Raw genomic sequence first — 13925 nt, 5'->3', positions numbered from 1 at the left:
ATCAGCCAATCGCGCCCAGCGTGTCTTCCTGCCCCTGCTTCTTCGGCAGCAGGAACAGGGTCGCCACAATATCCAGCAGGTAAATCAGCGCCAGCAGGGTGATGGCTGCGGTGAACGAGAACTGACTCGCCAGCAGACCGATCACCACCGGGCCAAAGCCGCCCACGCCACGCCCCAGATTAAACAGAACGTTTTGCGCGGTGGCGCGCACCTGAGGCGGGAAGGTATCGGAAATCAGCGCACCGTAGCCGCCAATCATGCCGTTAACGAACATCCCCATGATGGCGCCGGTAAAGAGCATCATGGTCGGGTCACGGAGCTGTGCATAAATCACCACCATCGCTACCGCGCCAAACTGATAGAGCAGGAAAATTTTCCAGCGCGCAAAGCGATCGGCCAGCACGCCAAACAGCCAGATGCCAAAGGTCATGCCGACGACGGTCACGGCGGTCCAGAGGCCCGACTTTGTCAGGCTGAAGCCAAAGCTGGAAGAGAGGTAGCTCGGCATCCAGATCATCAGTCCGTAATAGCCAAAGTTCTGCACGGAGCAGAGGATAAAAATGCCGAGGCTGGCTTTGGCGGTGGCGCGGTCACGCACCAGCAGCTTCAGGCGCGCCGGAAACGAGAGCGACGGCACATGCTTAACCTGCTTCTGATACGCTTCCGGTTCACCCATGCCACGGCGGATGGCAAAGGAGACCAGCGCAGGCAAAACGCCCACCAGGAACATGCCGCGCCAGCCGATCAGCGCCAGCAGCGGGGGCGTGATAAAGGCCGCCATCAGCACGCCCAGCTGCCAGCCCATGCCGACCCATGCTGAGGCGCGATTGCGCTTCTCCACGGGCCAGGCTTCGGCAATCAGCGCCATGCCGATACCAAACTCGCCGCCCAGACCGACCCCTGCCAGCGTCCGCCAGGCGAGCAGATCCCAGTAGCCCTGCGCGACTGCGCACAGGCCGGTAAAGATCGAGAAAACCAGGATCGTGACGGTCAGCATACGGATGCGACCAAAACGATCGCTGAGATGGCCAAAGACGATGCCACCGATAACCGCGCCAATCAGCGTCCAGGTCACCAGCGATCCCGCCTGTGATGGATTGAGCGCCAGCGAAACGCTGATAGCCGGCAGCATAAAGCCGAGTATCAGCAGGTCAAATCCATCCATGGCATAACCACTGACCGCAGCCAGCATCGCTTTGCCAGGCGTCACGCCCGGCTTAGATTGGGGAGAAGGGGAGATCATTGCGCACCTCTGAAAGAAAAGTGTCGCAATTATAAAGAGAGTTCAGGATGTGACCAATCGAAAAGGGTTATCCCTGCGCCGTTCAGGCGCAGGGATCGATTTTATCAGGAGGGGCGGTTGCTGCCATCGTCACCCGACAGCAGCTCGTCGAGCCGGTCGCCGCCGACATGACGGAAATCCTGACCTTTGACAAAATAGAAGATAATTTCACAGATGTTCTGGCAGCGATCGCCGATGCGCTCAATGGCACGGGCACAGAACAGCGCCGTCAGCACGCTGGGAATGGTGCGTGGATCTTCCATCATGTAGGTCATGAGCTGGCGCACAATCCCTTCGTACTCTTTATCTACCTTCTTGTCTTCGCGGTAGATGGTGATCGCCTCATTGAGATCCATGCGCGCAAAGGCATCCAGCACGTCATGCAGCATCTGCACGGTGTGACGCCCCAGCGACTCCAGGCTCACCAGCAGCGGCAGGTGCTGCTGACCAAACTTCTCCAGCGCCGTGCGGCTGATCTTTTCTGCCACGTCGCCGATGCGCTCCAGCTCGGAGATGGTTTTGATGATCGCCATCACCAGGCGCAAATCGATCGCGGTGGGCTGACGCTTGGCGATGATGCGCACGCACGCCTCATCAATCTCCACCTCCATCATGTTGACCTTCTGGTCGCCGTCGATCACCCGCTGCGCCAGTTCGCCGTCCAGGTTATGCATCGCGGTAATGGCATCGGTCAGCTGCTGCTCAACCATGCCGCCCATGATCATCACCTGGGTACGGATATGCTCCAGCTCGGCATTAAACTGACCGGAGATGTGTTTATTCAGATTCAGATTATCCATGTTGATCTCCTGTCAGATCAGCCGTAGCGGCCGGTAATGTAATCTTCGGTTTGCTTCTGTGCGGGCTTGGTGAACAGCGTGTCGGTGTCGCTGAACTCAATCAGTTCGCCCAGATACATGAAAGCCGTATGGTCAGAGCAGCGGGCCGCCTGCTGCATGTTGTGCGTCACGATCACCACGGTGTAGTCCTGTTTCAGCTCGGTGATCAGCTCCTCGATACGGCCTGTGGAGATGGGGTCCAGCGCGGAGCAGGGTTCATCCAGCAGCAACACTTCCGGCCGAATCGCGATGCCGCGGGCGATACAGAGACGCTGCTGCTGGCCGCCGGAGAGACTGTAACCGCTCTGATGCAGCTTGTCTTTGGTTTCGTTCCACAGGGCTGCCTTGGTCAGCGCCCACTGTACGCGCTCATCCATATCGGCACGCGAGAGCTTTTCAAACAGGCGAACGCCAAAGGCGATGTTGTCATAAATCGACATCGGGAACGGCGTCGGTTTCTGGAAGACCATGCCCACACGGGCGCGCAGCAGCGCGATATCCTGCTGGGTGGCCAGAATGTTTTCGCCATCCAGCAGAATGTCCCCTTCTGCCCGCTGCTCCGGATAGAGTGAGTACATTTTATTGAAGGTACGCAGCAGGGTCGACTTACCGCAGCCCGAGGGCCCGATAAACGCAGTTACCTGATTCTTAGCGATATCCAGGTTGATGTTCTTCAGCGCATGAAACCTGCCGTAATAGAAGTTCAGATTACGGACCTGGATCTTACCGGCTGATGCTGTCGCGATACTCATAATTCATCTCTCTTATACGGCGCCGCACAGGGCCGCGCCGGAAATTAACCGTGTTTACCTTTGGCGAAAATGACCCGCGCCAGAATATTCAGCAGCAGCACGCAGAAGGTAATAATCAGCACGCCTGCCCAGGCCAGGCTCTGCCATTCGGCGAAGGGGCTCATGGCGAACTTAAAGATGGTGACGGGCAGGTTTGCCAGCGGCTGCATCATGTCGGTGCTCCAGAACTGGTTCGACAGCGCCGTGAACAGCAGCGGGGCGGTTTCACCCGCGATGCGGGCGATCGCCAGCAGCACGCCGGTAATAATGCCGGAGACCGACGCTTTCAGGGTGATGGCCGAGATCATCTTCCACTTCGGCGTGCCGAGCGCATAAGCCGCTTCACGCATGCTGTCCGGCACCAGACGCAGCATGTTTTCAGTGGTGCGGATCACAATCGGCACCTGCAGCAGCGCCAGCGCAATCACCCCGGCCCAGCCGGAGAAGTGCTGCATCTGCGACACTACGAGGGTGTAGACGAACAGGCCGACCACAATCGAAGGCGCCGACAGCAGAATGTCGTTAATAAAGCGGATCACCTCTGACAGGGCGGATTTACGCCCATATTCCGCCAGATAGATCCCGGCCATGATGCCCAGCGGCGTACCGAAGAAGGTCGACCAGAAAATCAGTAAGCCACTGCCCGCCAGGGCGTTGGCCAGACCGCCACCTGCCGTGTTCGGCGGCGGAGTCGATTCGGTAAACAGCGACCAGGAGAGGCCATCCACGCCGCGCGTGACGGTGGTGAACAGGATCCACACCAGCCAGAACAGCCCGAATGCCATCGTCAGCATCGACAGCGTCAGCGCAATTTTATTTTTGGTGCTGCGCCAGGCCTGCATTTTGCGGCGTGACGCTTCCAGTTCGGCGCGCGCCTGAATTTCAATAGTGGTCATGAGCGCGCTCCTTCACTTTTCGCCAGGCGCATAATCATCAGTTTTGAAATCGCCAGTACGATAAAGGTAATCACAAACAGGATCAGACCCAGCTCCATCAGCGCCGCAACGTGCACGCCCGACTCCGCTTCCGCGAACTCATTAGCCAGCGCCGAGGTGATGCTGTTGCCCGGCATAAACAGCGACGGGCTGTCGAGCTGGTAGGTGTTGCCGATAATAAAGGTCACCGCCATCGTCTCACCCAGCGCACGTCCCAGCCCCAGCATCACACCGCCAATCACGCCGTTTTTGGTAAACGGCAGCACGATGCGCCAGATCACTTCCCAGGTGGTACAGCCGATGCCGTAGGCGGACTCTTTCATCATCACCGGAGTCTGCTCGAAAACGTCACGCATCACCGAGGCGATATAGGGGATGATCATGATCGCCAGAATCACGCCCGCCGCCAGGATCCCGATCCCGAACGCGGGGCCGGAGAAGAGCTCGCCGACAATCGGAATGCCCGACATCACGTCGTTGACCGGCGTCTGAAAATATTCGGCAAACAGCGGCGCAAAGACAAACAGGCCCCACATGCCGTAAACAATACTCGGAATTGCTGCCAGCAGTTCGATGGCGGTGCCCAGCGGGCGACGCAGCCAGCCTGGCGCGAGTTCAGTCAGGAACAGCGCGATGCCAAAGCTCACCGGCACGGCGATGATCAGCGCGATAATGGAGGTCACAAGGGTGCCGTAAATCGGTACCAGTGCGCCAAACTGTTCGTTGGGCGCATCCCAGGTTTTGGTCCACAAAAAGGCGAAACCAAATTTCTGGATGCTGGGCCACGAGGAGATGATCAGGGAGACGATAATGCCGCCCATCAGTAACAGGACAATCAGCGCCGCCAGCCTGACCAGCGCGCCAAAAATTCTGTCACCCTGTTTGCCTGGGGCTTTGAATGCCGGCTTCGTTGCAGCCATAAAAGTCTCGGTCTTCAGAAGTTATCAGGGCGGCATCACGCCGCCCGTTGGGTCTGACCGGCGCAGTGTCCGGTCAGGATCGGTCCATTACTGATAAAGCGCCTTACCAGAGCTGTCTTTGATGTTGGCTTTCCAGGCCGCGCGAATCTGTTCGGTCACGCTATCCGGCAGCGCAGCGTAATCCAGCGCGGTGGCCGTTTTACTGCCGCTTTTGAACGCCCAGTCAAAGAACTTCAGCACTTCTGCACCCTTGGCCGCATTCGCCTGGTCTTTGTAGATCAGGATGAACGTGGTTGAGGAGATCGGCCAGGCATCCGCCCCCTTCTGGAAGGTCAGATCCTGGGCGAACGATTTGCTCCAGTCTGCGCCTTTCGCCGCATTGCTGAAGCTGGTTTCGCTCGGCGCGACCGCTTTGCCATCGGCATCCACCAGTTTGGTGTAGGTCAGGTTATTCTGTTTGGCGTAGGCGTATTCCACATAGCCGATTGAGCCCGGCAGACGCTGAACAAAGGCAGCGACGCCGTCATTGCCCTTACCACCCAGACCCACCGGCCAGTTAACGGTGTTGCCTTTACCAATTTTGCTGTTCCACTCTTCGTTCACTTTCGCCAGATAGCTGGTGAAGACGAAAGAGGTGCCTGAACCGTCAGCGCGGCGTACCACGTTGATGTTGGTTTCCGGCAGTTTCACGCCCGGGTTGAGTTTAGCGATCGCCGGGTCGTTCCACTTTTTGATGGTGCCGAGGTAGATGTCACCCACGGTTTTGCCATCCAGCGTCAGCTGACCTGACTTGATCCCTGGCAGGTTCACCGCCAGCACCACGCCACCGATCACGGTCGGGAACTGGAACAGGCCGTTTTTCTGCAGGTCTTCCTCTTTCATCGGCGCATCGGACGCACCGAAATCCACGGTTTTGGCGATGATCTGCTTCACGCCGCCAGATGAACCGATACCCTGGTAGTTAATCTTGCTACCGGTGGCTTGCTGATATTCTGCTGCCCACTTGGCATAAACCGGCGCCGGGAACGTCCCGCCTGCGCCGGTGAGATCGGTTGCCGCAAAAGCAGATACCGCGCTTACAGCGAAAGTGGTGGCGAGGAGTCGGGCTACGGTGCTACGCATCAGTGTCATGTTCCCTCCAGGGGAGAAAAGTCAGGCTCGGGGCCGTTTTAGTAAGAGTCAGTGATTGCTGCAGGAGGGAAAATAGGACAGTTTGATGACAGTGAAATGTACGAAATGTGACAGTTATATGACAGTGCGCTGAAATGAAGCGGGCCCGCGACGGGGCCCACTTTTTTTATTCCACGGTAACGGATTTCGCCAGGTTACGTGGCTGATCGACGTCGGTGCCTTTGATCAGGGCGACGTGATAGGAGAGCAACTGCAGCGGCACGGTGTAGAAGATCGGTGCTATCACCTCTTCGACGTGCGGCAGCGGGATAATCTTCATTCCGTCGCTGTCGCTGAAGCCTGCATCCTGGTCGGCAAAGACGTAGAGCAGGCCGCCACGCGCGCGCACCTCTTCGATGTTGGACTTGAGCTTCTCCAGCAGTTCATTGTTAGGCGCCACCACGATCACCGGCATATCGGCATCGATCAGCGCCAGCGGGCCATGTTTCAGCTCGCCGGCCGCATAGGCTTCCGCATGAATGTAGGAGATCTCCTTGAGCTTCAGCGCCCCTTCCATCGCGATCGGATATTGATCGCCACGGCCCAGGAACAGCGCATGATGCTTGTCGGAGAAGCCTTCGGCCAGATTTTCGATCAGCTTATCCTGCGCCAGCATCTGCTCGATGCGGCTCGGCAACGCCTGCAGCGCATGCACGATCTCATGCTCGGTGTCGGCAGACATCCCTTTCAGACGGCCCAGTTTGGCCACCAGCATCAGCAGCACCGCGAGCTGAGTGGTAAAGGCTTTGGTGGAGGCAACGCCGATTTCGGTGCCCGCTTTGGTCATCAGCGCCAGGTCCGATTCCCGCACCAGGGATGAACCGGCCACGTTGCAGACCGCCAGCGACCCCAGGTAGCCCAGCTCTTTCGAGAGGCGCAGCGCCGCCAGCGTATCGGCCGTTTCACCGGACTGCGACAGGGTAATCAGCAGGCTGTTCCTGCGCACCGCGGATTTGCGGTAGCGGAACTCCGAGGCGATCTCAACATCGCAGGGAATGTTTGCCAGCGACTCAAACCAGTAGCGGGACACCATGCCGGAGTTGTAGGAGGTGCCGCAGGCGATAATCTGGATATGCTCGACCTGGCTCAGCAGCGCCTCTGCGCCCGCGCCCAGTTCGCTGAGGTCAACCTGCCCGTGGCTGAACCGGCCGCTCAGGGTGCTTTTCAGCGCCATCGGCTGTTCGTAGATCTCTTTCTGCATATAGTGACGGTAGATGCCCTTGTCACCGGCGTCATACTGCAGGTTCGATTCGATCTCCGCGCGCGTCACGATGCTGCCGTCACGATCGACGATGGTGACATCACGACGGCTGATCTCCGCGATGTCGCCCTCTTCCAGATAGATGAACCGGCGGGTGACCGGCAGCAGGGCCAGCTGATCCGAGGCGATAAAGTTTTCGCCAACGCCACGGCCGATAACCAGCGGACTGCCTGAACGGGCGGCCACCAGCAGTGACGGATCGCGGCTGTCCATGATCACCATACCGTAGGCACCGCGCAGCTGCGGGATCACACGCAATACTACTTCGCGCAGCGAACCGCCCTGCTTCTGCTCCCAGTGGATCAGATGCGCCACCACTTCGGTGTCGGTTTCGGAGGCAAAGACGTAGCCGCGTGCGATCAGCTCTGCGCGCAGCGGCTCATGGTTCTCAATGATGCCGTTATGCACGATGATGATGTGCTCTGAGACGTGCGGATGCGCGTTCGCCTCAGACGGCTCACCGTGGGTGGCCCAGCGCGTATGCGCGATACCGGTGCCCCCAATCAGCGGCTGCTGTTCGGCCGCTTCCGCCAGTTTCTGCACTTTTCCCAAACGACGCAGGCGCGTCACGTGCCCCTGACGATCGACCACGGCCAGCCCGGCCGAATCATATCCGCGATACTCAAGACGACGCAGACCTTCCAGCAGAATCTCTGCGATATCGCGCTGTGCTACTGCACCAACAATTCCACACATAATGATGTTTTCCTGACTACATGGCTTTTCGCCACTTCTGTTGTCATGCGACCTGATATCCGGCGTTGCCGGTTCCCCGAGCCTTGTAGAGAGTGGGGATTATAGTTCTGGCACTGCACTGCACCGGCCCGCGTAAAGCGGGCCGTTAAAATTTTATTTTTTCTTCACCGGACGCTGCCAGTCCGCTTTGTGGTTCTGCGCTTTGCGGTTATAGACCAGACCCGCCTCAGTCACATCCTTCATGATGGTGGTGCCTGCCGCAATGGTGGTGCCTGCCGCCACGCTGACCGGTGCCACCAGCTGCGTGTCGGATCCCACAAAGACATCATCGCCAATCACGGTTTTCGATTTATTGGCGCCATCATAGTTACAGGTAATGGTGCCCGCGCCGATGTTCACGTTGTCGCCAATCTCGGCATCACCGAGATAGGAGAGGTGACCGGCTTTTGATCCCCTGCCCAGGCGCGCTTTCTTCATTTCAACGAAGTTGCCTACGTGGGCGGCGGCCGCCAGCTCGCTGCCGGGACGCAGACGGGCAAAGGGGCCAACGGTACAGGCGGTCGCGAGATTGGCATCCTCGATCACCGAATAGGGACTGATTTCGCAGTCATCACCGATCACGCTGTTTCTGATGATGCAGCCCGCGCCGATTTTTACGCGCGCGCCCAGCGTGACCTGGCCTTCAATAATGACGTTAGTATCGATCTCCACATCCCGGCCATGCGTCAGCGTGCCGCGCAGATCGAACCGCGCCGGGTCGCGCAGCATCACGCCCGCCAGCAGCAGTTTTTCCGCCTGTTCCGCCTGGAAGGTGCGCTCTAATGTCGCCAGCTGAAGCCGGTTATTCACGCCGTCGGTTTCGCTGATGCGTGTCGGATGGACGGCGTTAATCACCCGCCCCTCCTGATGCGCCAGCGCGATGATGTCGGTGATGTAATATTCGCCCTGCGCATTGTTGTTGGTGAGCTGCGCCAGCCAGCGTTTGAGATCGCCGCCGTTGGCGATCAGGATGCCGGTATTGATCTCATTAATGCGGAGCTGCGCCGGGCTGGCATCTTTCTGTTCGATAATGCCGACGATAGTGTCGTTTTCGCGCACAATGCGGCCATAGCCGGTGGGATCGTCCAGCACGACGGTGAGTAAGCCGATGCCGCCCGCGGGTTTTGCTTCACGCAGACGCTTCAGCGTGGCCTCGGCAATCAGCGGCACGTCGCCGTAGAGCATCATGATATCTTCATCATCGGCAAACGCGGGTGCCACCTGCTGCATGGCATGGCCGGTGCCGAGCTGCTCCGCCTGCAGCACCCAGTTGAGTGTGCTGTCGGTCAGCGTCGCTTTAAGAAGATCGCCGCCGTGACCATAAACCAGATGCACCTGCTGCGCACCCAGCCCTTTAGCGGCATCAATCACATGCTGAACCATCGGTTTGCCTGCCAGCGTGTGCAGCACTTTAGGCAGATCGGAATACATACGGGTGCCCTTGCCAGCGGCCAGGATCACCACACTCATCGCACTGTTAGACATAACCATCCTGAGTGAATTTTTACGGGTGAAAGTAAAGCGGTTTGGGGTTGAGATTACTACATTTTTCTCAGGCCGAAATTAGGCGAACAGGCCGATCGTGCCCGTCAGACAAAAAAAATGCCAGCCCGAGGGCTGGCATTTCGTGACGCATAAAGCTGGATTACATCGCTTTTTTGGTCAGTTCGATCACGCGCAGTTTAGCAATGGCTTTCGCCAGCTCGGCAGAAGCCTGAGCATAGTCCACGTCGCCGTGGCTGCTGTTCATGTGCTCTTCTGCTTTGCGTTTTGCTTCCAGAGCACGCGCTTCATCCAGATCGGTACCGCGAATCGCGGTATCGGCCAGGACGGTGCTGCTGCCCGGTTGCACTTCCAGCACGCCGCCAGAGAGGTAGATATACTCCTCTTCGCCGTGCTGTTTCACGATACGGATCATTCCAGGCTTAATGGCAGTCAGCAGCGGCGCATGGCCAGGGAAAATCCCCAGTTCACCTTCGCTACCTGACACCTGAATTTTCTGTACCAGACCAGAGAACAGCTGTTCTTCTGCGCTGACCACATCCAGGTGATAAGTCATAGCCATAATCTTCCTCCCGGGAAACCGTTATTACAGTTTCTTCGCTTTTTCCACGGCTTCTTCGATGGCACCAACCATGTAGAAGGCCTGCTCTGGCAGGTGGTCAAACTCACCTTCCATGATGCCTTTAAAGCCACGGATAGTGTCTTTCAGCGTAACGTATTTGCCCGGTGAACCGGTGAATACTTCCGCAACGAAGAACGGCTGAGACAGGAAACGCTGGATCTTACGCGCGCGTGCCACCAGCAGTTTGTCTTCTTCAGACAGCTCATCCATACCGAGGATGGCGATGATGTCTTTCAGCTCCTGATAACGCTGCAGCAGTGACTGAACGCCACGCGCAACATCATAGTGCTCCTGACCCACAACCAGCGGATCCAGCTGACGGCTGGTGGAATCCAGCGGGTCAACGGCCGGGTAGATACCCAGAGAGGCGATCTGACGGCTCAGCGTTACCGTTGAGTCTAAGTGCGCAAAGGTGGTCGCTGGTGACGGGTCAGTCAGGTCATCCGCAGGAACGTAAACGGCCTGTACGGAGGTGATTGAACCGGTCTTGGTGGAGGTAATACGCTCCTGCAACACACCCATCTCTTCGGCCAGCGTTGGCTGGTAACCTACCGCAGATGGCATACGACCCAGCAGTGCAGAAACTTCTGTACCGGCCAGGGTGTAACGGTAGATGTTATCGATGAACAGCAGAACGTCGCGGCCTTCATCACGGAATTTTTCCGCCATGGTCAGACCGGTCAGTGCCACGCGCAGACGGTTACCCGGCGGCTCGTTCATCTGGCCATAGACCAGGGCAACTTTATCGATAACGTTTGAGTCGGTCATTTCGTGGTAGAAGTCGTTACCCTCACGAGTACGCTCACCCACACCGGCAAACACAGAGTAACCTGAGTGCTCAGCCGCGATGTTACGGATCAGTTCCATCATGTTGACGGTTTTACCTACACCCGCACCACCGAACAGACCCACTTTACCGCCTTTGGCAAACGGACACATCAGGTCGATAACCTTGATGCCGGTTTCCAGCAGTTCCTGCGAGTTAGACTGTTCTTCATAAGAAGGCGCTGCGCGGTGAATAGAGGCGATCTCTACTGCGCTGCCATCTTCTTCTTTCAGGTCGCCTTTCATATCGATTGGCTCGCCGAGAACGTTCATGATACGGCCCAGTGTCGCTTTACCGACGGGTACCTGAATCGGTTTCTGCAGGTCGTTGACGCTCAGACCACGCTTCAGGCCGTCAGACGTACCCATTGCAATGGTACGTACTACGCCGCCGCCCAGCTGCTGCTGAACTTCCAGCACCAGACGCGCATCACCATTCATCACCTCAAGGGCGCTGTACACTTGCGGTACCGCGTCCTGAGGGAATTCGACGTCAACAACGGCGCCGATAATCTGGACAATCTTTCCAGTTGCCATCTTGAATCCTCTACCTAATTCCAAACCTGGTTAAACCGCGGAGGCCCCCGAGACGATCTCGGTAAGTTCCTGGGTGATGCTGGCCTGACGAGCTTTGTTGTAAATCAACTGCAGCTCTTTGATCAGATTTCCGCCGTTGTCGGTTGCGGCTTTCATCGCCACCATACGTGCGGCCTGCTCACTGGCCAGATTTTCCACCACACCCTGATAAACCTGCGATTCGACATAACGACGCAGCAGGGTATCCAGCAGCGCTTTCGGATCGGGTTCGTACAGGTAATCCCAGGTCTTCGCCTTCATCTCTTCTTCACCTTCCGCTGGCGCTAACGGCAGCAGTTGGGTGATGGTCGGAGTCTGAGACATGGTGTTATTGAACTTGTTACTGACGATCATCAGCTTGTCGATGCGGCCTTCATCATAGGCCTGCAACATCACTTTTACCGGGCCGATCAGATCTGACAGGGCAGGTTTATCGCCCATGCCGCTGACCTGTGCCACAATATTGCCACCGACAGCACTGAAGAATGACGCCCCTTTCGAACCGATAATCGACAGATCGCTCTGCACGCCTTTATCGGACCAGGACTTCATATCCGCCAGTAATTTTTTGAACAGGTTAATGTTCAAACCACCACAAAGCCCGCGGTCTGTTGAAACGACCAGGTAGCCGACGCGCTTCACGTCGCGCTCTTCCAGGTAAGGGTGCTTGTATTCCAGATTACCCAACGCAAGGTGACCAATCACTTTGCGCATGGTGTCTGCATACGGACGGCTGGCCGCCATGCGTTCCTGCGTTTTACGCATTTTGGAGGCGGCGACCATTTCCATCGCTTTGGTGATCTTCTGCGTGTTTTTCACGCTTCCGATCTTGCTTCGTATCTCTTTTGCGCCGGCCATTAGCTTCTCCTCAAAGCCTTGCGGCCTGCCTTTTCAGACAAGCCGCCAGACATTACCAGGACTGGGTTGCTTTAAACGTATCGATGAGGCCTTTCAGCTTCGCTTCGATATCGTTGTTAAAGTTGCCAGACTGGTTGATTTCAGCCATCAGCTCAGCGTGGTCGCGATCGGCGAAGGCCAGCAGCGCAGCTTCGAAGCTGCCAATTTTTGCCAGTTCAACGTCGTTCAGGTAGCCACGCTCTGCAGCGAACAGAACCAGACCCTGCTGCGCGACAGACATCGGCGCATACTGTTTCTGCTTCAGCAGCTCGGTCACTTTCTGACCGTGGCTCAGCTGTTTGCGGGTTGCATCATCCAGATCGGAAGCGAACTGCGAGAACGCCGCCAGTTCACGATACTGTGCCAGCGCGGTACGGATACCACCGGACAGTTTTTTGATGATCTTGGTCTGAGCAGCACCACCCACACGGGATACCGAAATACCTGGGTTAACCGCCGGACGAATACCGGAGTTGAACAGGTTCGATTCCAGGAAGATCTGACCATCGGTAATCGAGATTACGTTGGTCGGAACGAACGCAGAAACGTCGCCCGCCTGGGTTTCGATGATCGGCAGCGCGGTCAGTGAACCGGTTTTACCTGTCACAGCGCCATTGGTGAAACGTTCTACATAATCAGCGCTTACGCGTGATGCACGTTCCAGCAGACGGGAGTGGAGATAGAACACGTCGCCAGGGAAAGCTTCACGACCTGGTGGACGACGCAGCAGCAGCGAGATCTGACGGTAAGCGATAGCCTGCTTGGAGAGGTCATCATAAACGATTAGCGCATCTTCACCGCGGTCACGGAAGTATTCACCCATCGCACAGCCGGCGTATGGAGAGAGATACTGCAGCGCAGCAGATTCAGACGCAGACGCCACAACAACGATGGTGTTCTGCAGTGCGCCATGCTCTTCCAGCTTACGAACCACGTTGGAGATGGTTGAGGCTTTCTGACCAATCGCAACGTAGACACACTTGATGCCTGAATCGCGCTGGTTGATGATCGCATCGATTGCCATCGCGGTTTTACCGGTCTGACGGTCACCGATGATCAGCTCACGCTGGCCACGGCCGATTGGAATCATCGCATCGACGGACTTATAACCGGTCTGAACCGGCTGGTCGACTGACTGACGATCGATAACGCCTGGCGCGATCACTTCAACCGGTGAGAAACCATCGTTGTCGATGGCGCCTTTACCGTCGATAGGCGCACCCAGGGTGTTCACGACGCGGCCCAGCAGGCCACGGCCTACCGGTACTTCAAGAATTCGGCCAGTACACTTAACCTTCATGCCTTCGGCGAGGTCAGCGTAAGGACCCATCACCACTGCACCAACCGAGTCACGCTCGAGGTTCAGGGCGATAGCGTAACGGTTACCCGGCAGGGCAATCATCTCACCCTGCATTACATCGGCCAGGCCGTGTACGCGGATGATACCGTCACTTACAGAAACAATCGTACCTTCGTTGTGAGCTTCACTCACGACATTGAACTGAGCAATGCGCTGCTTGATCAGTTCGCTGATTTCGGTGGAATTCAGTTGCATATGCTCCAGTCCCC

General features: G+C 57.2%; 12 protein-coding genes. All 12 read right to left on the bottom strand.

Annotated elements, in window-relative coordinates; genetic code table 11:
• Position 1 precedes the first annotated feature (1 nt).
• On the bottom strand, positions 2-1243 hold the full coding sequence (locus AB1748_RS02060; RefSeq protein WP_111141401.1) for an MFS transporter: 1242 nt from the start codon (positions 1241-1243) through the stop codon (positions 2-4).
• Between the two features lie 104 nt (positions 1244-1347).
• Positions 1348-2082 (bottom strand): phosphate signaling complex protein PhoU, encoded by a 735-nt coding sequence (gene phoU / locus AB1748_RS02055; protein ID WP_009088225.1) that lies wholly within the window; start codon positions 2080-2082, stop codon positions 1348-1350.
• Positions 2083-2099: 17 nt separating this feature from the next.
• Positions 2100-2873, bottom strand: a complete 774-nt coding sequence (pstB, locus tag AB1748_RS02050; RefSeq protein ID WP_111141400.1) for a phosphate ABC transporter ATP-binding protein PstB — start codon at positions 2871-2873, stop codon at positions 2100-2102.
• 44 nt (positions 2874-2917) lie between these two features.
• Positions 2918-3808, bottom strand: a complete 891-nt coding sequence (gene pstA / locus AB1748_RS02045) for a phosphate ABC transporter permease PstA (RefSeq protein WP_111141399.1) — start codon at positions 3806-3808, stop codon at positions 2918-2920.
• Positions 3805-4767, bottom strand: a complete 963-nt coding sequence (gene pstC, locus AB1748_RS02040) for a phosphate ABC transporter permease PstC (protein ID WP_013359566.1) — start codon at positions 4765-4767, stop codon at positions 3805-3807. The genes pstA and pstC overlap by 4 nt, the downstream gene beginning before the upstream one ends.
• 87 nt (positions 4768-4854) lie before the next feature.
• Positions 4855-5898 (bottom strand): phosphate ABC transporter substrate-binding protein PstS, encoded by a 1044-nt coding sequence (gene pstS / locus AB1748_RS02035; RefSeq protein ID WP_111141398.1) that lies wholly within the window; start codon positions 5896-5898, stop codon positions 4855-4857.
• A 166-nt stretch (positions 5899-6064) separates the two neighbouring features.
• A complete protein-coding gene (glmS, locus tag AB1748_RS02030; RefSeq protein ID WP_111141397.1) occupies positions 6065-7894 on the bottom strand; it encodes a glutamine--fructose-6-phosphate transaminase (isomerizing) in 1830 nt (609 codons plus the stop codon).
• Positions 7895-8047: 153 nt separating this feature from the next.
• The gene (gene glmU / locus AB1748_RS02025; protein WP_367395942.1) at positions 8048-9418 is read right to left on the bottom strand and encodes a bifunctional UDP-N-acetylglucosamine diphosphorylase/glucosamine-1-phosphate N-acetyltransferase GlmU; all 1371 of its coding nucleotides are present in this window, start codon (positions 9416-9418) and stop codon (positions 8048-8050) included.
• Between the two features lie 160 nt (positions 9419-9578).
• Entirely contained in the window at positions 9579-9998 is a 420-nt protein-coding gene (locus AB1748_RS02020; RefSeq protein ID WP_008926374.1) for a F0F1 ATP synthase subunit epsilon, read from the bottom strand.
• A 24-nt stretch (positions 9999-10022) separates the two neighbouring features.
• Entirely contained in the window at positions 10023-11420 is a 1398-nt protein-coding gene (gene atpD, locus AB1748_RS02015; RefSeq protein WP_111141395.1) for a F0F1 ATP synthase subunit beta, read from the bottom strand.
• Between the two features lie 30 nt (positions 11421-11450).
• Complete coding sequence (atpG, locus tag AB1748_RS02010) at positions 11451-12317, bottom strand: F0F1 ATP synthase subunit gamma (RefSeq protein WP_128084224.1); 867 nt, start codon at positions 12315-12317, stop codon at positions 11451-11453.
• A 52-nt stretch (positions 12318-12369) separates the two neighbouring features.
• Complete coding sequence (gene atpA, locus AB1748_RS02005; protein WP_003849532.1) at positions 12370-13911, bottom strand: F0F1 ATP synthase subunit alpha; 1542 nt, start codon at positions 13909-13911, stop codon at positions 12370-12372.
• Positions 13912-13925 lie beyond the last annotated feature (14 nt).

The organism is Pantoea sp. Ep11b (assembly GCF_040783975.1).
In the GTDB taxonomy this organism is placed as follows: domain Bacteria; phylum Pseudomonadota; class Gammaproteobacteria; order Enterobacterales; family Enterobacteriaceae; genus Pantoea.
This window is presented reverse-complemented; position numbering and strand designations above follow the sequence as displayed.

Bases quoted from the DNA above. Each gene is read 5' to 3' on its own strand.
- glmS (WP_111141397.1), bottom strand. From the start codon at position 7,894: ATGTGTGGAATTGTTGGTGCAGTAGCACAGCGCGATATCGCAGAGATT.
- pstS (WP_111141398.1), bottom strand. From the start codon at position 5,898: ATGACACTGATGCGTAGCACCGTAGCCCGACTCCTCGCCACCACTTTC.
- glmU (WP_367395942.1), bottom strand. From the start codon at position 9,418: ATGTCTAACAGTGCGATGAGTGTGGTGATCCTGGCCGCTGGCAAGGGC.
- atpA (WP_003849532.1), bottom strand. From the start codon at position 13,911: ATGCAACTGAATTCCACCGAAATCAGCGAACTGATCAAGCAGCGCATT.
- AB1748_RS02060 (WP_111141401.1), bottom strand. From the start codon at position 1,243: ATGATCTCCCCTTCTCCCCAATCTAAGCCGGGCGTGACGCCTGGCAAA.
- pstC (WP_013359566.1), bottom strand. From the start codon at position 4,767: ATGGCTGCAACGAAGCCGGCATTCAAAGCCCCAGGCAAACAGGGTGAC.
- AB1748_RS02020 (WP_008926374.1), bottom strand. From the start codon at position 9,998: ATGGCTATGACTTATCACCTGGATGTGGTCAGCGCAGAAGAACAGCTG.
- atpD (WP_111141395.1), bottom strand. From the start codon at position 11,420: ATGGCAACTGGAAAGATTGTCCAGATTATCGGCGCCGTTGTTGACGTC.
- pstB (WP_111141400.1), bottom strand. From the start codon at position 2,873: ATGAGTATCGCGACAGCATCAGCCGGTAAGATCCAGGTCCGTAATCTG.
- pstA (WP_111141399.1), bottom strand. From the start codon at position 3,808: ATGACCACTATTGAAATTCAGGCGCGCGCCGAACTGGAAGCGTCACGC.
- atpG (WP_128084224.1), bottom strand. From the start codon at position 12,317: ATGGCCGGCGCAAAAGAGATACGAAGCAAGATCGGAAGCGTGAAAAAC.
- phoU (WP_009088225.1), bottom strand. From the start codon at position 2,082: ATGGATAATCTGAATCTGAATAAACACATCTCCGGTCAGTTTAATGCC.